General features: G+C 63.2%; 17 protein-coding genes. 9 read left to right on the plus strand and 8 right to left on the minus strand.

Features of this window, described 5'->3' with window-relative positions; all coding sequences use genetic code 11:
* Positions 1–183: 183 nt before the first annotated feature.
* Complete coding sequence (locus tag FGD77_RS14155) at positions 184–1,146, minus strand: D-glycerate dehydrogenase (RefSeq protein ID WP_255010748.1); 963 nt, start codon at positions 1,144–1,146, stop codon at positions 184–186.
* 4 nt (positions 1,147–1,150) lie between these two features.
* Entirely contained in the window at positions 1,151–2,329 is a 1,179-nt protein-coding gene (locus tag FGD77_RS14160) for an alanine--glyoxylate aminotransferase family protein (protein ID WP_255010750.1), read from the minus strand.
* A 247-nt stretch (positions 2,330–2,576) separates the two neighbouring features.
* Between FGD77_RS14160 and FGD77_RS14165 the strand changes: the two genes are divergently transcribed.
* Positions 2,577–3,203: a LuxR family transcriptional regulator gene (locus FGD77_RS14165; RefSeq protein WP_255010752.1), complete on the plus strand. Its 627-nt coding sequence runs from the start codon at positions 2,577–2,579 to the stop codon at positions 3,201–3,203.
* 58 nt (positions 3,204–3,261) lie between these two features.
* Here the strand turns inward: FGD77_RS14165 and FGD77_RS14170 are convergent, their stop codons facing one another.
* The 5 genes from FGD77_RS14170 to FGD77_RS14190 form a co-directional block, all read right to left on the minus strand.
* Complete coding sequence (locus tag FGD77_RS14170) at positions 3,262–3,702, minus strand: hypothetical protein (RefSeq protein WP_255010754.1); 441 nt, start codon at positions 3,700–3,702, stop codon at positions 3,262–3,264.
* 183 nt (positions 3,703–3,885) lie between these two features.
* Positions 3,886–5,931, minus strand: coding sequence for an ASKHA domain-containing protein (locus FGD77_RS14175; protein WP_255010756.1), 2,046 nt, complete (start codon positions 5,929–5,931; stop codon positions 3,886–3,888).
* Positions 5,932–6,054: 123 nt separating this feature from the next.
* Positions 6,055–6,885: an arginyltransferase gene (locus FGD77_RS14180; RefSeq protein WP_255010758.1), complete on the minus strand. Its 831-nt coding sequence runs from the start codon at positions 6,883–6,885 to the stop codon at positions 6,055–6,057.
* 94 nt (positions 6,886–6,979) lie between these two features.
* A complete protein-coding gene (locus FGD77_RS14185) occupies positions 6,980–7,429 on the minus strand; it encodes an RDD family protein (RefSeq protein ID WP_255010760.1) in 450 nt (149 codons plus the stop codon).
* 146 nt (positions 7,430–7,575) lie between these two features.
* Positions 7,576–7,995, minus strand: a complete 420-nt coding sequence (locus FGD77_RS14190; RefSeq protein ID WP_255010762.1) for a DUF2852 domain-containing protein — start codon at positions 7,993–7,995, stop codon at positions 7,576–7,578.
* 224 nt (positions 7,996–8,219) lie between these two features.
* On the opposite strand from FGD77_RS14190, the gene FGD77_RS14195 reads away from it, so the two are divergent.
* From FGD77_RS14195 to FGD77_RS14210, 4 genes are all read left to right on the plus strand, one after another.
* Positions 8,220–11,072, plus strand: coding sequence for a glutamine-synthetase adenylyltransferase (locus tag FGD77_RS14195; protein ID WP_255010764.1), 2,853 nt, complete (start codon positions 8,220–8,222; stop codon positions 11,070–11,072).
* Positions 11,069–11,344 carry a hypothetical protein gene (locus tag FGD77_RS14200; protein WP_255010766.1) on the plus strand — a complete coding sequence of 92 codons (276 nt, stop codon included), beginning with the start codon at positions 11,069–11,071 and terminating at the stop codon, positions 11,342–11,344. The genes FGD77_RS14195 and FGD77_RS14200 overlap by 4 nt, the downstream gene beginning before the upstream one ends.
* A gap of 136 nt (positions 11,345–11,480) precedes the next feature.
* Positions 11,481–12,701 carry an RSP_2647 family RNA methyltransferase gene (locus FGD77_RS14205; protein WP_255010768.1) on the plus strand — a complete coding sequence of 407 codons (1,221 nt, stop codon included), beginning with the start codon at positions 11,481–11,483 and terminating at the stop codon, positions 12,699–12,701.
* On the plus strand, positions 12,698–13,237 hold the full coding sequence (locus FGD77_RS14210) for an RSP_2648 family PIN domain-containing protein (protein WP_255010770.1): 540 nt from the start codon (positions 12,698–12,700) through the stop codon (positions 13,235–13,237). Before FGD77_RS14205 ends, FGD77_RS14210 begins: the two co-directional genes overlap by 4 nt.
* A gap of 5 nt (positions 13,238–13,242) precedes the next feature.
* Here the strand turns inward: FGD77_RS14210 and FGD77_RS14215 are convergent, their stop codons facing one another.
* Positions 13,243–13,926, minus strand: coding sequence for a M48 family metallopeptidase (locus tag FGD77_RS14215; RefSeq protein WP_255010772.1), 684 nt, complete (start codon positions 13,924–13,926; stop codon positions 13,243–13,245).
* Between the two features lie 430 nt (positions 13,927–14,356).
* Here FGD77_RS14215 and FGD77_RS14220 point away from each other — a divergent pair, with 430 nt between their 5' ends.
* The 4 genes from FGD77_RS14220 (at position 14,357) to pstA (ending at position 19,214) form a co-directional block, all read left to right on the plus strand.
* Positions 14,357–15,421 carry an ATP-binding protein gene (locus FGD77_RS14220; RefSeq protein WP_255010774.1) on the plus strand — a complete coding sequence of 355 codons (1,065 nt, stop codon included), beginning with the start codon at positions 14,357–14,359 and terminating at the stop codon, positions 15,419–15,421.
* Positions 15,422–15,563: 142 nt separating this feature from the next.
* Positions 15,564–16,601, plus strand: coding sequence for a substrate-binding domain-containing protein (locus tag FGD77_RS14225; RefSeq protein WP_255010776.1), 1,038 nt, complete (start codon positions 15,564–15,566; stop codon positions 16,599–16,601).
* A gap of 61 nt (positions 16,602–16,662) precedes the next feature.
* Positions 16,663–17,889 carry a phosphate ABC transporter permease subunit PstC gene (gene pstC / locus FGD77_RS14230; protein WP_255014236.1) on the plus strand — a complete coding sequence of 409 codons (1,227 nt, stop codon included), beginning with the start codon at positions 16,663–16,665 and terminating at the stop codon, positions 17,887–17,889.
* Complete coding sequence (gene pstA / locus FGD77_RS14235) at positions 17,886–19,214, plus strand: phosphate ABC transporter permease PstA (RefSeq protein WP_255010777.1); 1,329 nt, start codon at positions 17,886–17,888, stop codon at positions 19,212–19,214. Before pstC ends, pstA begins: the two co-directional genes overlap by 4 nt.
* Positions 19,215–19,226 lie beyond the last annotated feature (12 nt).

The following is a 19,226-nucleotide window of genomic DNA, read 5'->3' on the forward strand; positions in this document are numbered from 1 at the left end:
AAGGGCCGCGAACGGGTAGGGCGCACTACCCGGTGTCCGCGCGTTCGTATGCGGTGGAGTGCGGAATGCGCGGGAGTTGAAGCGCCCCACGTGGCGGTCGGTCATCTTCCAGATGCGGGGGAGGTGAAACGCAACATGCCCCGGCTGGTGCCGGGGCATGTTGAAGTCGTGGTTAAACGGGTGTCAGACGATTTTATCGGGCGGCGTATCGCCTTTCAGGAAGGCCTCCAGATTGTCGATGGCGCGGTGCCCCATCGCTGCGCGTGTACCGCCTGTCGCGCTGCCCAAGTGAGGGGCCAGCACGAGATTCTCATGCTTCAGAAAGCGCGGATCGAGCTTTGGCTCACCCTGATAGACATCAAGGCCGGCACCGCCCAGATGCCCGGTGTTCAGCGCCGCAAATAGCGCGTCCTCATCGACCACGTCACCGCGGGCAGTATTGATCAGGATCGCGCCGGGCTTCATCGCGGCAAAGATATCCGTACTGATCAGATGCCGCGTATCGGCGCCGCCGGGGCAATGCAGCGACAGGAAATCGCTGACCTCGGCGACCTCGGCGACGCTGGCCAGCTGCGTGGCGCCGTATTGCGCGGCAAGCTCGGGTGCGACGCGGCTGCGGTTCTGGAACACCACCTTCATGCCGAAACCATGATGCGCCCGCTGCGCCATCGCCTGTCCGATTCGGCCAAAGCCAATGATGCCCAGCGTGGCGCCCGCCACCTTGTGCCCGATCAGATGCGTGGGGCGCCAGCCGTCCCAGCGGCCTGCGCGCAGCTCGCGCTCGCCCTCGCCCAGACGGCGGGCCGCGGCCAGAAGCAAGCCCATCGCCAGATCAGCGGTGCAATCGGTCAGCACGCCGGGGGTGTTGGTCACGGTGATGCCCGCCGCCTCGGCGGCGGCGACGTCGATATGGTTGTAGCCGACACCGTAGTTGGCCAGCAGGCGGACCTTGCCCTTGGCCGCGTCGTAGAATCCGGCCGGGATACTGTCAGACACCGTCGGAAGGATGACGTCATAGCGGGTCGCGGCCTCCATCCATTCGGTTTCGGTCATCGCCGTGTCGGGATCGCGGAACGTCGCCTCGCACACTTGTGCGAGGCGGTCCTGCGTTCCCTTGGGCCAGGCGCGGGTGACTAGGGCGCGCACCGGCTCAGCCCCCGACGCTGCGGTAATGTGCTTGCGCAGCAGCCACGCCCGAGCCCAGCTCGATCTTGGCACCCGAATCGACCAGCGCCATTTCAGCGGCTGAAATCGCGCCCAGCAGCATGACCGGGTTGAGCGATCCCAGATGACCGATGCGGAACGCCTTGCCTGCCAGCTTGTTCAGGCCGGTGCCCAGCGACGTCTGGTATTTGGAATAGGCATGCGCGATGACATCGCGCGCATCCACGCCCTCGGGGGTGTAGATGGCCGACACCGTGTCCGAGGCCCATTCGGGGCCGCGCGCCACCAATTCGCAACCATCCCAAGCGGCGACAGCGCGGCGCACGCCCTCGGCGTGGAATGTGTGACGCGTCCAGATCGCTTCCAGCCCCGCGTCCAGCATCATGTCCAGCGATGTGCGCAGACCGCGCAGCAGCTGCGTGGCGGGCGTATAGGGGAAGTAGCCGGTGTCGTTCAGCTTGATCATGTCTTCCCAGCTGAAATAGCAGCGGTTCATTTTGTTCGTGTTCGACGCGTTAGCGGCCAGCGCCTTGTCGCTTGCGGCCAGAAAGCCAAGGCCGGCGGGCAGCATGAAGCCCTTTTGCGAGCCGGACACAGCCAGATCGACGCCCCATTTTTCCATCTCGAATTCGATCGATCCGATCGAGCTGACACCGTCGACGAACAACAGGGCAGGATGCCCGGCATCGTCCAGCGCCTTGCGCACGCCGGCGACATCCGATGACACGCCCGTCGCCGTTTCGTTCTGAGTGGCAAAGACGGCCTTGATCTTGTGATCCGTGTCCGCCTTGAGCCGCTTGGCGTATTCTTCGACGGGCACGCCCTTGCCCCATTCGACATCACACAGGTCGACCTTCAGGCCCAGCCGCTCGGCCATGTCGACCCAAAGCAGCGAGAACTGGCCAAAGCGCGACATCAGGACGGTGTCGCCCTCGCTCAGCGTGTTGGTGATGGCCGATTCCCACGCTCCGGTGCCCGAGGATGGAAAGATGAAGACGCGGCCTTTTTCCAGCCGGTACACTTTTTTCAGATCGGTCAGCAGGCCGGTCACAAAATCAGCGAAATCGGGCGCGCGCATATCCTCCATTGGGATATTCATGGCGCGGCGCACCTCTTCGGGGACGTTTGTGGGGCCGGGGATGAATAGATGGGAATTGCCGCGCATGATATCTCTCCTGTTGGTTGCCCCTATTTATGAGAGCTGAGTACCGGGCGCGAAATCCCCGAGAGTATGGGCTTGGCCGCCAGCTGTCGCCGAGGGGCACCGAACGGGTAGTGCGGCGCTACCCGGTGGGGTAAGCGTGGCAGTTGCATACCGATGCACACCGGAAAACCCTGCTAATTCAGCAGGTTCTGCGCATGATCTCATTATTATTCGTGACAAGCGTGCCAGTATGTGCAGCTATCGGCGTATGAGCAAACCTGACCTACACATATCCCGTATCATCGTTGCGGACCGCCAGTTGATCGTTTGCCAAGGCATCGGATCGCTTGTTGGTCAGATACCGGGCACCGAACTGGGCGAGTTTGCCACCGATCTGGAAGGGCTCCGGCGCCTGCTGGCCGCCGAGACGGGGCGCGTGATCGTAATTTTGGGCGTGCGGTTGGCCGATTGCGATGTGGCGAGCGCGTTGGATATGCTGCGGCGCGATTTCCCTGCGGCGCTGGTCGTTGTGGTGGCTGACGATACTGAATTCGCGTTCATTCGTGCAGCGATCAAATCGGGTGCCAATTCGGTTTGCATGATGGGTCAGATCCTGATCAGCCTGCCCAAGATCCTGGGCAAGTTGGTCGAGGGACATTCCATTGTACCGACAGATATCCTGCGGCGCCTGACATCGGAGACGACACACGCGCTGTCGCGGCGCGAGCATGAGATACTGGGCCTGCTGGTAAACGGGCTGACGAATTTTCAGATCTCGGCCCGGCTGGGCCTGTCGGAGAACACCGTCAAATATTATCTCAAGGCGATCTATCAAAAGCTCGACGTGAATTCGCGTGGCGGCGCCATCGCCAAATACGTCGCCGGGAATTACTGAGGTCGCCGCAGGGCGAGGCTATTGGTGAATACCCTCGCCCATGATCTGGCGGCGCGTCTCAGTTGGCGGGATCTTTGCCTGCCAGGGGCTTTTGTTCGGCGCGCTTGGCCTCAGCTGCGGCCTTGGCTGGCTCATAGGCCTGGATCGCGATGGCCGGGCGGCAGCCGCGGGCGTTATAGCGACTTACAAGGCCTTGATTTCGGCGCTGATAGGCACGCGCCTCTTCGGCGGAGGCACCTTTCAGATCCATAAAGAAGAGCGCGGGAAAGAATAGAATCGCGCCTGCTGCGCCCGCGACGACATTTTGCGTCTGCTTGTCACGCTTTTCGTCGATCAGGCCGCGCACGGCTTGCGAATTGACGTCAATCTCGCGCCGCAGTTCCGTGCACGAAAGGCGCGCATCGCCATCCTGAATTTCGGTGACCGGATTGGGATCACGGCCAGCGCAGGCGGTAAGGGTCATCACGGCAAGCAGGGTGAGGGGGAGGCAGCGTTTCATATAATATTATCCATAGGTTATTCGTTACACAGTATATGCGACCAGACGTTGCCAATTCGCTAAAGCACGCACGCAAGTTGCAACGCAAACTGGGGAAAAGCCGCAGGGCATTCAAAGGCTCCACGGCGTTTACCGGGGCCGGGGCCGTGCGTCCATGCACAGTGGCCAGAAAAATGCGCTGTTTTACCCGCGCCGTCTGCGCCGCCGACCCCCATCGCTGTCACCGCCCGAGCCTGCGTTGAAGTTGGGGTTGGGCAGGGTGGTGATCTTGGCCAGTTCCGGGAACGGCTCGGTCTTGTGTGGGATCGCGTTGGCGGCGACAAAATGCTCTTGGAACTTCGGCTCGATTGCCGTTTCGACCTTGTGGATTTCGCCCACCATGCGCTCGATTTCGGCGCGGGCGCCGATGTTGCACAGCGCGATGCGCGCGCCGGTGCCGGCCGCGTTTCCGGCTGACGTCACCTTGCTCAGATGCGCATCCGGGATCATGCCCAGTACCATCGCGTGCAGGTTCGAGATATGGGCGCCAAACGCGCCGGCCAGCACAATGCGGTCCACCTTGTCGACGCCGCGCGCGTCCATCAGTAGCCGCGCGCCGGCATAGAGCGCGGATTTAGCCAGCTGAATCGCGCGAATGTCGCCTTGGGTCACGGTGATGCGCGGGCCGCCCACCGCGGTGGAATCGTGTACCAGATAGCTGTGCGTGCGCCCCTCTGGCACCATGCGCGCGGTGCCTGTCGCCTCGGCCGAGCCCATCAGACCGTTTTCATCCAGCAGCCCTGCCATGCGCAGTTCGGCCACCGCCTCGATGATGCCCGACCCGCAGATGCCGGTGATGCCCGAGGCACCGACGGCCGTCTCAAAGCCGGGATCGTCCGACCAGAGATCGCTGCCGATAACGCGAAAGCGCGGCTCTTTGGTCACCGGATCGATGCGGATGGCATCAATGGCGCCGGGCGCGGCGCGCTGACCGGATGAGATTTGCGCCCCCTCGAACGCTGGCCCGGTGGGGGACGAGCAGGCCAGAACGCCCTGTTTGTCACCGAGGAGGATTTCGGCGTTGGTGCCCACATCGATGATCAGCACCAGATCATCCGATTTGCCCGGCTGTTCGGACAGTGCCACAGCTGCGGCGTCGGCGCCGACATGGCCTGCGATACAGGGCAGGATATAGATGCGGGCGCGGTCGTTGATTGCGGTGATGTCCATCTCGCGCGCGTCGATGGAAATGCTCTTCGAGGTGGCCAGCGCAAAAGGCGCCTGACCCAGCTCGACCGGGTCGATGCCCAGCAGCAGGTGGTGCATGACCGGGTTGCAGACGATCACCGTCTCGACGATCAGGTTTGGTGCAATCTCGGCCTCCTTGGCGATTTCCTCGGCCAGGGTATTGATCGCCTCGCGCACGGCGCGGGTCATTTCGACGTCGCCGCCGGGGTTCATCATGGAATAGCTGACGCGGCTCATCAGATCCTCGCCAAAGCGGATCTGCGGATTCATGATGCCCGAGGATGCGATGACGGCGCCGGTGTGCAGATCGGTCAGGTGCGCCGCGACGGTGGTCGAGCCGAGGTCGATGGCCAGCCCGTAAAGGCCGCTTTCATGCAGACCCGGCCATATTTCCAGCACGCGGGCGACGTCGTCGTCATGCGCCTTGTTCATTGCGACAGTCACCTGCCATTTGCCCTTGCGCAGCACCGGTTGCAGCTTGGACAGCAGTGACAGATCGGCGCGAATGGCGGGGACGTCCCATTGCTGTTTCAGCGCGCGGGCCAGACGTTCCAGATCGCCGGTGGGCTCGTGCATGTCAGGTTCGTCGACCTGCACCATGTAAAGGCGCGTGGCCGGGTCCATTTCGATGGCGCGGGTGGACGCGGCCTTGCGCACGATCTGACGGTGAAGCTGGGATTCGGGCGGCACGTCGATCACGACGTCGCCCTGCACGGTGGCCTGACAGCCAAGGCGGCGACCGGCCTTCAGTCCGCGCTTGTCCTCATAGCGCTGCTCGACCGAGTTCCATTCAGACAGCGCATCTGCGGCGACGGTCACGCCATGCTTGGAGAATTCGCCATAACTGGGCGTGATCTGGCATTTCGAGCAGATGCCCCGCCCGCCGCACACGGAATCCAGATCGACCCCCAATTGCCGCGCGGCTGTCAGAACCGGCGTGCCAACGGGAAAGCGGCCACGTTTGCCGGACGGGGTAAAGACGACGAGGGGATCGGTGCTCATGAGACGTGTCCAACTGTTTTGCAGGGCGTTGGCTGGAACATTAGGGATTTAATCGCAAAGGGAAAGGCCAGCAGCGTCGCAAACTTGCCCACGGGCGGCATGAGGGGTGGGCGAAAACCCTGCCTAGCCCTGATTGGCGCGCAGGGGCGTGCCGTCTGGCAGGGTGATGTCGGCCACCTGCTCCGAGATGGAATCGTTGGACAGCGGATGCACGTGTACCTCGTAGGCCTTGGGGTCGCGCATCGGCTCCCACTGGCTACCGACATATAGCTCGATACCGGAAAACGCGGCCTTATACCCCATTTTTTCGCTGCCGGGCACCCAGTAGCCCAGATAGACGTGGGGCAGTTCGGCCTCGCGGGCGATCTCGATGTGATCGAGGATGATGTAGGTGCCCAGGGAATTGCGGTCGTGGTCTGGATCGAAGAAGGAGTAGACCATGCTGACCCCGTCATCGAGAATGTCGGTCAGGCAGACTGCCACCAGCGTGCCGGTGTCTTCGTCGATATATTCGACGACGCGCGTGCGGATCGGCGTTTCTTCGACCATCGAGGCGAACTCGAACGCGTCCATGTCCGCCATCCCGCCCGAGGCGTGGCGGCTTTCCAGATAACGGCGAAAGAGGGCATATTGATCCTCGGTCGCCCAAGGCGAAGTTGCCCGCCGGGTCAGCCCCGCATTGCGTCGAATCACGCGCCGCTGGCTTTTTGACGGGGAAAACTCCGCCACGTTGATGCGCGCCGACAGGCAGGCGGCGCAATCGGCGCAGGAGGGGCGGTACAGCACGTTTTGCGAGCGGCGAAAGCCCTGCTTGGACAGCCCGTCATTCAGCCGCTGCGCGCCATCGCCCTGAAGCGCGGTGAACAGCTTGCGTTCCATCCGACCGTCCAGATAGGGGCAGGGCTGGGGGGCGGTCACATAGAACTGCGGGGCTATGGTGGTGGTATGTCGCATCAAGGGCCATTTTTAACTGTGCTGTCTTAAACCTAAATCGTTTCGAGATTGAGTTGCAACATGCCTTGGCGCGCAAATGCATCCGGGCGGCGGGTTAGACGCGCCGGTTGATCGCGACCGTGCCCAGAACGTGATCGGTCAGTCCCTGCGCCCGCGCGCCGATCAGCATCATCAGCACCGACAGGACCTGCGGTAGGACAAAAGCCATCGATACCGAATAGCCCAGCGTGTGCAGAAAGGCCGTCAGCCAGTCGAAACGCGCGCCATCATGTCTGCGCATGTCCATCGCCATGAAGGCCATGCCCCACGTCGCCGAGCCGCGCGCCAATGTCGCCGTGCGGTAGACAAAGCCGATCATTAGGAACAGCGCCGGGAAGAAGAAAAACCCGATGCCCACCGTCAGGATGGATATGAGGACGCACAAGACCATGATCAGGATCGAATCGATGACCCACGCCACCAGCCGCTTGGACGGGATGGACGCGTAGAATTCCGGATGGGTGTCCGGATCGGGCAGGGGGATTGCTTGGGAATAATAGGACATGGCTGGCTTTCGGTATGTGGCAGGGTCGGGGCTGCTCTTTATCACGGATACTGCCCGCAGGCAGTATCAAGTGGTCCCGCGCGGCATCCGGCGACCTGCGCCCCATGAGGGACGGGCCGCCGGAAAGGCTGCTGTCAGACTGCGGTCTATGCGCGATCGTCCTGTGTGCGCTCGTCCTTCGCGGCCTTGGCGCGGTCATCCATGAACTGGTCGAACTCGGCCTTGTCCTTGGCCTGGCGCAACCGGTCGAGGAAACTCTCGAAGTTGGCTTGCTCATCCTGAAGGCGTCGCAGCGTTTCATCCCGGTAGGCATCAAAGGCGCTGTTGCCGCTGCTGCGGGTCATTGACGGGGCGCTCGTGCGGCGCTTGGTGCAGGTTCCGAACATACGTTTGCTCCATATGATATAGGCAAGAATAGCGAGGCCGACGGGCCAGAAGAAGATGAAACCGATCACCGTGACGGCAATCCATGCGGGCTTGCCGCGCTCGTCCAGCCAGTGCGCGGCGCGCTCCAGCCAGCGTAGCGGGCCGCCAGCAGCGATGGGAGTATGTGCATAGGTGCTCATGTATAATCCTTTGCGGGTTTTGGCAGGGGTCGTTATGTAAATCGTCTTCACATTAAGATAGATTGGTATGCGCCGCGCCGAATGCAAGGGTCATGTAAAAGAAATTAACATGGCGCCGCCGGAATGCTTGTCCATCGCTCAGGCGCGCCCTCGGGCCCTGGCATCATCGCGAATGTGCAACGCGCGCCATTGACCCGGCTACCTCCCTCGGTATCACTGGGAATATGGATTTTGTCAGCCGCATCACCCGCCTGCCGCGCCCCTATCAGGCGGATCACGCCGAGGAGGCGCAGGCGCGCTTCCCGGGATTCGCCGGCGATCTGCGTGATCTGATCGGCAACGCGGCGGGGTGCAGCCCCTATTTGCGCCATCTTATGCAATCGGAGGCCGAATGGCTGCCCGGCGCGCTGGACATGCCAGAGGACGCGCTGGCGGCGTTGATGACCGATCTGGGCTGTATCGAGGGCGATCCTTCGGGGGCACTGCGGCAGGGCAAACGGCGCATCGCCCTGTTGGCGGGGTTGGCCGATCTGGCAGGCGTCTGGCCGCTGGAGGTGGTGACGCAAACCCTGACCGATCTCGCAGATCTGGCCTGTGCCGTCACGCTGCGCCACTGCGTCGCACACGAGATACGGCGTGGCAAGCTGCCGGGCATGACTGAGGACAATCTGGAGGATGCCGCCGGAATGGTCGTGCTGGCCATGGGCAAGATGGGCGCGGGAGAGCTGAATTACAGCTCGGATATCGACCTGATCTGCGTCTATGACGAAACGCGCTTTGAACCGGATGCCAACCACGAAGCGCGCGCTGCCTTTGTGCGGGCCACCCGCCGCATGGCCGCGATTCTCAGCGAAAATACCGCCGAAGGCTATGTATTCCGTACCGACCTGCGCCTGCGCCCCGATCCCGGTGTGACGCCGGTCTGCATGTCGATGGCCGCCGCCGAACGTTACTATGAGAGCCTAGGGCGCACATGGGAGCGCGCGGCCTATATCAAGGCGCGCCCCTGCGCCGGGGATCTTGTGGCGGGCGACAAATTCCTCGACACGCTTGCGCCTTTTGTCTGGCGCCGCCATCTGGATTTCGCCGCGATCGAGGATGCGCACAACATGCGGCTGCGCATCCGCGCGCACAAGGGGCTGGGCGCCGATCTGGGCGGCCCGCTGGACCTGATGGGCCACAACATGAAGCTGGGGCGCGGGGGCATCCGCGAAATCGAGTTCTTTACCCAGACCCGGCAGCTTATCGTCGGGGGGCGCGACCCCAGTCTGCGCATGCGCGGCACCATCGAGGGGCTGGAAGGGCTGGCCGACAAGGAGTGGATCCCAAGCGATGTCGCTAGCGATCTGGCCGGGCATTACAAGTTTCATCGCGAGGTCGAGCATCGGCTGCAAATGCTGCGCGATCAGCAGACCCACGACCTGCCGGAAACCGATGAGGGGATGGACCGGCTGGCTGCCTTCATGGGACGCAAAACGGCGGATCTGAAAGACGAGCTGCTGTCGCGCCTCACAGCCGTCGACGCGGTGATCGAGCGGTTTTTCAAGCCCGAAGAGGCGCCCGGAAGCGGTGATGAGGTCGAGCAGGGCACGTGGCTGGACGCCAAGGTGATTGCGCGCTGGCCCACCTATCCGGCGCTGCGCTCGGATCGCGCGGGGCAGATATTCCGCCGGTTGCGGCCCGATATTCTGGCGCGCCTGTCGCGCACGTCTCACCCCGAAGAGGCGCTGCTGGCCTTTGATGGCTTCCTTGCCGGGCTGCCTGCGGGCGTACAGGTCTTTTCGCTGTTCGAGGCCAATCCGCATCTGTTGGATCTGCTGGTCGATATTGCCGGCACTGCGCCCGCGCTGGCGCGCTACCTGTCGCGCAACGCCGCCGTGCTGGATGCGGTCATCGCCGGCGATTTCTTTGCCAAATGGCCGGGGCTGGCGGCCCTGCGCGCCGATCTTGCCGCGCGTCTGACGCGCGAGGACGACTATGAGGCGCGCCTGATCGCCGCCCGCCACTGGCGCCGTGAATGGCATTTCCGCATCGGGGTGCATCATCTGCGCGGACTGGTGGATGCCGCCACCTCGGCGCGCCATTACGCCGATCTGGCCGAGGCGGTGCTGTCGGCCCTGTGGCCCGAGGTCGTGCGCGAATTCTCGGCCAAGCACGGCCCGCCGCCCGGGCGGGGCGCCTGCCTGCTGGGAATGGGATCGCTGGGCGTGCGCGCGCTGAATGCGGCGTCGGATCTGGACCTGATCGTGATCTATGACGCGGATGGCGCCGAGGCGTCCGAGGGCCGTCGTTCGCTGGCCTCCGGCGCCTATTACGCGCGGCTGACGCAGGCGATGATTTCGGCGTTGACGGTGCAGATGGCGGGCGGGCGGCTATACGAGGTGGACATGCGCTTGCGGCCCTCGGGCAATCAGGGGCCGGTGGCGACGTCACTGGCCGCCTTCCGCGACTATCAGCAGACCCGCGCCTGGGGGTGGGAGCATCTGGCGCTGACCCGCGCGCGCAGCGTCGCAGGCGAGGCGGACCTGGGCGCAGATATCGAAGCGTTCCGTGTGGCGCTGATCGTCGGCATCGCAGAGCGCGAGAATGCGCCCGCACAGCTGGCCGCTACGGTGGCAGAGATGCGGGCACGCATCGCCGCCGCCAAGGCGCCCGACGGCCCACTGGACGCCAAGCTGGGGCCGGGGCGGCTTCAGGATGTGCAGCTGATCGCGCAGGCCGCAACGCTGGTCGCAGGCTGCGGCCGACAGGGCACGCAGGCGGGGCTGCGCGCGGGTACATCGCTGGGCTGGTGGAGCGCGGATGAGGCTCGCGCGCTGTCGCAGGCCGCAGCGCTGTGCCGCGAAGTGCAGATGGCGGCGCGGCTTTTGGGCGACGGGGCACTGGACGCGGATAACCTGGGCGCCGGTGCGCGCGCCTTCGTCTTGCGCGAGACGGGTTGGCCGGATATTCTTTCACTTGTTTCGGCGCTGGCTAAGGCATCGCAGGCCGCAGCGGCAATTATCGATAGTGCGCTGGCCAGTGCATTGGCCGATACCCACGCAAATTTAGGTACAAGGCAGGAAAACGCGCCATGAAATCACGCGATGACCCACTGGACCGCAAGGCTTTGATTTACGAGGCTTTCCGCATTGAGGGCATCACTGCCGATGAATGTCGGTCGATTTTTCTGGACTGGGCGCTGTCGCTGCCCGACGGGCAGGACACTCAGGACGCGATCGTGCATTACCTCGGACGGTATCAGGCCGATCACCCCGATCACCCCATGACCGAGGTGCTGCAACAAGGCCTGCAGTCAGCCGAATTGCCGCGCCGCCGGGGCGGCTGGAAATCGCGCCCAAGGGACTGACGCAGGGATCGCGGCCCCCATCAGGCTCGGTGATCCGCCGATCTGTGCAGCGTTCCCGCCGAAAGCCGGGGCATCATGGGCGTGCCGAACACGCTTTGCGCTTTTCGCACCGCTGAAAACCTTCTAAGGGGACGGCATGACGCACTCCCCCATACCCGTGATCCGCCTGAAACCGAAAACCTCGCCCACGGGGGTGCGCCGCGGCGTGCCTTGGGTCTATGACAATGAATTGGTCACCGACCGGCGCAGCAAGGCCATCGCGCCCGGCAGCATTGCCCTGCTCGAGGATTCCGAGCGCGCGCCGCTGGCGCTGGTTGCGGTGAACCCGGCCTCGCGCATCATGGCGCGGGTACTGGACCTTGATACCTCCCAGACCATCGATCGCGCCTGGCTGGTCGCGCGCCTGCGCCGTGCGCTGGCCCTGCGCGAGCGGCTGTTCGATGCGCCCTATTACCGACTGGTCCATGCCGAGGCGGACGGGCTGCCCGGTGTGGTCATCGACCGGTTTGGCGATACCTGCGTGATCCAGCCGAATGCGGCCTGGGCCGATGTGATGCTGGACGATCTGGCCGCCGCTCTGGTCGAGGTGACGGGCGCCACCAACGTGCTGAAAAACGCCGCCGGCCGCGCCCGCGCGCTTGAGGGGCTGGACGACGTCGCCGGGGTGCTGATCGGCGCGGCGCCGGATGCGGCTGTGCCGGTGTCGATGAACGGTGCCATCTACATGGCCGATCTGACCCATGGGCAAAAGACCGGTCTTTTCTTTGACCAGCGCCCGAACCACGCGTTTGCGGCGCGGCTGAGCCAAGGCGCGCGCGTGCTGGATGTGTTCAGCCATGTCGGGGGTTTTTCACTGGCCGCGCTGGCGCATGGCGCCACCTCGGCGCTGGCGGTTGACGGCTCTGACCCGGCGCTGGATCTGGCGCGCGGCGGGGCCGAGGCGATGGGCATGGCGCAGCGGTTCGAGACCCGCAAGGGCGACGCGTTCGACGTTCTGACGGCGCTGGGCGAGGAAGGCGCGCGCTTTGACGTGGTCATTTGCGACCCGCCCGCCTTTGCACCATCGAAAAAATCGCTGGAAGCCGGCCTGCGTGCCTACGAGCGCACCGCGCGCCTTGCCGCGCCGCTGGTGGCCGAGGGCGGGTTTCTGGGCCTCTGTTCGTGCAGCCATGCGGCCGATCTGGAGGCCTTTCGCCGCGCCAGCATGCGCGGCATCGGACGTGGCCTGCACGGTGTCGGGCGCGGCACGGGGCCCGCGCCGCAACTGATCCATACCGGCGGGGCCGGGCCGGACCACCCGATGCACACGCATCTGGCGGAATCGGGATACCTCAAGGCGCTGTTTTTCCGGCTGTGAAGGCGCTGCTGGATACCTGCGTGATTTACCCGACGGTGATGCGCCAGATGCTGCTGGGCGCGGCGCGCGCGGGTGCCTTTGCCCCTATGTGGTCGGCGCGCATCATCGAGGAATGGCAGCGCGCGGCGATCAAGCTGGGCGCCGATGGCATCGCGCAAGCGGGCGCCGAGGCGGCGCTGATGGACGCCGGGTGGCCGAGCGCAAGAGTGACATGGCCTGCCTCGCTGGAGGCGCGGCTGTGGCTGCCCGATCCCGCGGACGTCCATGTGCTGACCGCGGCTATCGCCGGGTCGGCTGATATCATCATCACACTGAATGCCAAGGATTTCCCGCGCCAGATATTGGCCGAAGAAGGCCTGTCGCGCACCGATCCCGATGCGCTGCTGCACGGCATCTGGCAGGCGCAGCCCGAAATGATGGCGCAGGTCGGCGCCGAGGTTCTGGCCGAGGCGCGCCGCCTGAGCGGTGACGACTGGACGATGCGCGCCTTGTTGAAAAAGGCGCGCCTGCCACGTCTGGCAAAGGCGCTGGGATAGGGGCGTCAGGCGCCCCAGCGCGACTCGTTTTTTTCAATCGCGGCGATCCGCTCGGCCGTCTTGGGATGGCTCATCAGCCAAGCAGGCGCGGCGCCGGAATTGGACTGCGTCAACGCCTCCAGCTTTTGAAACAGTGATTTTTGCGGCCCGGTACCGATCCCGGCCTTGACCAGCAGGGCCGAAGCATATTCGTCCGCCTCGTATTCATCGCCCCGCGACAGGCGCGCAGACAGAAGCGATGTCAGTGCGCCCGCGATCATCACGCCGATCCCCGGCAGAAACCGTGACAACACCATAGCCAGCGCAGTGCGCAGCGCGTTCTGGCCGGAAAAGTCGATCATCCGGCGCCGCGAATGCCCCAGCGCCACATGGCCCAGCTCATGCGCGATAACCGACGCCATCTCTTCGCCCGTCACCTCGCCCGACTGAAACTTGGCGTAGAAGCCGCGCGTGATGAAAATACGCCCGTCCGGCGCGGCCAGTCCGTTCACCGGATCGATTTCGTAGATATCGACGCGGATGCGCGCAACGTCCAGCGCCTGCGCCAGTTGGTCGGTCAGTTTTTTCAGTCGCGGGTCTGCCAGCTCGGTTGAGCGCGCGGTCAGATCGCGCGCCGTGCGCCAGGCCGAAAACCGGTACATGACAAAGGCGTAGATGATCGCCAGTAGGATCGGAGTGAATTTCAACATGACTTGAATATGGTGCTGCCGCGCCCTGACGGCAAGCCGCGCGACTTTGGCAAGCCTGCCTCCGGCGGGGATATTTTTCAGCAATAAGAAGGGTAGGGTGCTTCAATTCTTCTTGCTTCAAATATCCCAAGGTGCGGTGGGCGCCGGTGATTGTAGCAGACGATCCACATCGGGTCTGTCCTCGTGGCAGGCAGGTGATGCTCCGCTCCGGTTGCTGACTCGTCATGGACAAAGCAGCGATAGTGATAGGGGGCCAAGCTGGATTGCAAAATAAGGGGGCGAGCGATGATGTCGCCCCGGAGTTCGACGGGCCGTCAAGGAGGGCGGCGCAAACAGGCCGTTGAGGGCGGGATTTATGCCTGACAATCACTGTTGTTGAGATCAAAGATCGGCTAATTAGCTGTCAAGTCACCAAGTCAGAGAAAAACCAATGACCAGCCAAGCGTCGGCCAAACTCCCGACGGTCCATGATCTGATTGCTGCAATTCCCTCGCCGACGCTTGTCATTGATCGCGCCGAAAAGGTTGTGACCTTGAATGATGCCGCCGAGGTGTTTCTGGGCAAAAGCGTTGCGGGACGGCATTTCACCACTGCCTTTCGTCACCCCAAGCTGGTGGAGGCGGTCGAACTTGGGCTGCTGGATCGCACGCCCCGAAAGGTATCATATCAGATTGTCGAAAACGGCAGTGACGCCTTCTATGATGTGCATTTGCGGGCGATTGGGGACAGCGGGCTGTTGCTTCTCAGCTTTCAGAACGCGACGGGCCTGGCCCAGGCCGAGCAGATGCGCCGCGATTTTGTTGCCAATGTCAGTCATGAATTGCGCACGCCCCTGACTGCCGTCACGGGTTTTATCGAAACCTTGCGAAATTCTGCCCGGAACGATGCTGAGGCGCGAAGCCGTTTTCTGAGCATCATGGCGGGCGAGGCTGACCGCATGAACCGCCTTGTGGGTGAATTGCTGACGCTTAGCCGGGTCGAAGCGGATGAGCGGGTGCGCCCGACCGTGCAGTTGGACCTGCGGGATGTGTTACAGGCCACGCTGCGCAACCTCGGCACGTTGGCGCAGGAGCGCGCTGTATCGTTGCGTTACGATCCGGGGCAGGGTCCATTGCCCGTCATTGGCGATTCAGATCAATTGTTGCAGGTCTTTACTAATCTTGTCGAGAACGCGATCAAATATGGCGGGGCCGATCAATCGGTCGAGGCGACCGCCCGCAAGATTGCACATGATCCGGTTCTTCGTGGCCCCGCGATAGAGGTCACGATTGCCGACCATGGGCCCGGCATTGATCCCATTCACCTGCCGCGCCTGACCGAGCGGTTTTATCGCGCTGACAGCCATCGCAGCCGTGAGTTGGGCGGCACCGGGCTGGGCCTTGCGATTGTGAAACATATTCTGAACCGGCACCGGGGACGGTTGAGGATTACCAGCCAGCCGGGGCAGGGATCTCAGTTCACCGTTATTCTGCCGCCCGATTCGGGCGACATCTGATACCCGGTGCAGAAATGCGCCCCAGCCTGCATCTGTCATGAAACTGTAACGAACCTGTCGCAAAACCGAAGCGTTGCGCGCGGATAAGCGCGCCAGGATCACCGTGGGGGTGATCTTTGATCCGGAACTGACAGGAGCCTTCATGTCATTCGCAAAACTTACTCTTTCCACGCTGGCCGGTGTTGCCGTCACGGCCACTGCCGCCTATGCCCGCGACAATGTACAGGTGGCAGGATCGTCCACTGTCCTGCCCTATGCGGCGATCGTCGCCGAGGCATTCGGGGAAAATTTCGACTTTCCGACGCCGGTGGTTGAATCGGGCGGATCCTCTGCCGGGCTCAAGCGGTTCTGTGCGGGCGTCGGCGAGAACACGGTGGATATTGCCAATTCCAGCCGTCCGATAAAATCGTCCGAGGTCGAAGCCTGCGTTGAAAACGGTGTGACCGATATCATCGAGGTGCGCATCGGTTATGACGGGATCGTCTTTGCCAGCGATATCAACGGCAACAGTTTCGCCTTTACGCCTGCCGACTGGTATATGGCCCTGGCCGCCGAGCTGCCAACGAGCGAGGGCATGGCCGCCAATTCCAGCACCAACTGGAACGTGCTGAATAGTGATCTGCCCGATCAGCCGATCAGGGCCTTCATTCCGGGGACCAAGCATGGCACCCGCGAAGTGTTTGAGGAAAAGGTGCTGCTGCAAGGCTGCCGCGACAGCGGCGCGCTGGATGCGATCATGACGATCAACGGCGGTGACGAAGACGCGGCCGAGACCGCCTGCATGACGGTCCGCACCGATGGTCTGTCGGTTGATATCGACGGCGACTATACCGAAACGCTGGCCCGGATCGAGGCGGATGCAAACGGGATCGGTGTGTTCGGGCTGTCGTTCTATGAGAACAACACCGACAAGTTGCAGGTGGCCACCATGTCCGGCGTCGTGCCGAACACCGAAAGCATCGCCGCCGGTGAATACCCTGTGTCGCGCCCGCTGTATTTTTACGTCAAAGCCGCCCATCTGGGTGTGATCCCGGGCTTGCAGGACTTCGCAGAATTCTTCGTGAGCGATGAAATCGCGGGCCCGGACGGACCGCTGGCCGAATACGGTCTGGTGTCCGACCCCGAGCTGACGGCCACTCAGGATGCCGTGGTTAATCACACGCTGCTTGGCGGTATGTAAGGTTGAATGCGGGGCCGACCGTTGGGTTGGCCCCGCGACCATCCATGGGAAAGCTGCCTTGATGTGGGTTTTTGATATCGTCTTTTCATTGCCGGTTCTGGTGGCCGGTCTGGCCCTTGCGGGGCTGATCGGCGCAAGGGCACGGGCACGTATCGCAGCGGGCGGTGACATTCGCACGTTGGCGGCGCTGCCCAAGGCGCACGCAGCGAACGCGGTTCTCAGCGTATTGGTGCCGACGATTGCCAGCTATGCGGCGCTGTCCGTTGTCCGGTTGATCGGGCATCAGCAGGGTGTTGAAACCCTGTCCGCAGGGGCCGTTTTCTGGGCGGTGCTGGCGGTTGGCGCTATCGGGTGTTTCGGCGCAATCGTGCGATCCTCAGCCGGGTTTCGCGCCCGCGTCGCATCCGAGGCCTGGATAAAATCGCTGTTGATCGCCGCATCGACCGTCGCGATCCTGACCACCCTTGGCATCGTGTTGTCGATGGTGTCCGAAACGCTCCAGTTTTTTCACCAATACGACTGGCGCGATTTTTTCTTTTCCGCTGACTGGGCTCCCAATTTTCGCGGCAACAGCGCGCTCGGCATTCTGCCGCTGCTTTGGGGTACTCTTTATGTCAGCTTTATCGCGTTGATGGTGGCGGTGCCGGTGGGCCTGTTTGCGGCGATTTACCTGTCTGAATATGCCGGGCCGCGGATGCGTGGCGTCGCCAAGCCGCTGATCGAGGTTCTTGCCGGGATTCCGACGATTGTTTACGGGCTTTTTGCCCTGATCACCGTCGGCCCGTTGCTGCGGGACTATTTCGCACAGCCCCTTGGGCTGGGGGACAGCGCGTCGTCGGTCATGACGGCGGGGCTGGTCATGGGAATCATGCTGATCCCTTTCGTGTCGTCGCTATCGGACGATACCATCAACTCCGTGCCGCAGACGATGCGTGACGGTTCTTATGCAATTGGCGCCACCCGGTCCGAGACAATCCGCCAAGTGGTCATCCCCGCCGCCTTGCCCGGCATTGTCGGGGCCGTGCTGCTGGCGGCCAGCCGCGCCATCGGAGAAACGATGATTGTGGTGCTGGGGGCCGGGGCCGCCGCCCGCCTGTCGCTGAATCCGTTCGAGGCGATGACGACCATCACCGTCAAGATCGTCAGCCAGCTGACCGGCGATACCGACTTTGCCAGCCCGGAAACGCTGGTGGCCTTCGCCCTCGGGCTGACGCTGTTCACCTTTACGCTGGGGCTGAACGTGCTGGCCCTGATGATTGTGCGCAAATATCGGGAACAATACGAATGATAAAAGTGGCAAATTCCCTGTTGGTCAGTGATCAGCGCACCCGGCGGCGCAACGCGGCAGAAGCGCGGTTTCGCACCTATGGGCTGGGTGCGATTGGCATCGCGGCAGTGGCGCTGATCCTGTTGCTGACGTCAGTCGTCTCCAACGGTGTCGGCGCGTTTCGCCAGACCTATATCACGCTGGAAATCCCCTTGCCCGAGGCGAAGCTGGACAAATCTGGGCAGCGCGATCCGTCCGTCATGGCGAAGGTCACGACATTTGGCTACGCGCCCCTGCTGCGGGACGCGCTGTTGCAGCAACTGAAGGCGTCCGGTATCACCACCGCCCTTCCGGGCAAAGACGTCGGCGCGATGATCAGCAAGGAGGCGGCGGCGAGTGTGCGCGATCATGTGCTGGCAAACCCCGATCTGGTCGGCGGTACGGTGGTGATGGATGTTCTGGCCGAAGGGCGGATTGACGGATATTTCAAGGGCCGGGTCACGGTGGAAAGCGCCGCACTGGACGCCAACACCTCGCCCGAGGCGCTGCAAATCGCCCAAAGCCTTGCCGATGCCGGTGTGATCAAGACGCGGTTCAACTGGCAGTTCCTGACCGCCCCCGACGCCAGCGATCAGCGGCCCGAGGCGGCGGGTCTGGGGGTCGCCCTGCTGGGATCGCTGTACATGATGCTGGTCGTGCTGGTGCTGGCGCTGCCCATCGGGGTCGCCGCGTCGATCTATCTGGAGGAGTTTGCGCCGAAAAACAGGTTCTCCGACCTGATCGAGGTGAATATCAGCAATCTGGCCGCCGTGCCGTCGATTGTCTTCGGCATCCTTGGGCTTGCGATCTTTATCAATTTCGCGGGCTTGCGACAATCCTCGCCGCTGGTCGGGGGGCTGGTGCTGACGCTGATGACGCTGCCGACGATCATCATCACGACCCGCGCCGCGCTGAAAGCGGTGCCGCCGTCGATCCGCGATGCCGCCCTGGGCGTGGGGGCCAGCAAGATGCAATCGGTGTTCCACCATGTCCTGCCGCTGGCCGCGCCGGGTATCCTGACCGGCACCATCATCGGGCTGGCTCAGGCCTTGGGTGAAACCGCACCGTTGCTGTTGATCGGCATGGTCGCCTTTGTGCGCGAATATCCGGCGCCCTACAGCGAGAGCGCCGGGTTGTTCGGAGAGGCGGCGACAGCGCTGCCAGTGCAGGTCTTTAACTGGACGCAACGGGCTGATCCCGGTTTTGCCGAACGCGCCTCGGGGGCGATCATCACGTTGCTGGTGTTCCTCGCGGTGATGAACACGGTGGCCGTATTGCTGCGCCGCCGATTTGAACGCCGCTGGTAGGGTAGAGAATGA

The organism is Roseovarius sp. M141 (assembly GCF_024355225.1).
GTDB lineage: Bacteria > Pseudomonadota > Alphaproteobacteria > Rhodobacterales > Rhodobacteraceae > Roseovarius.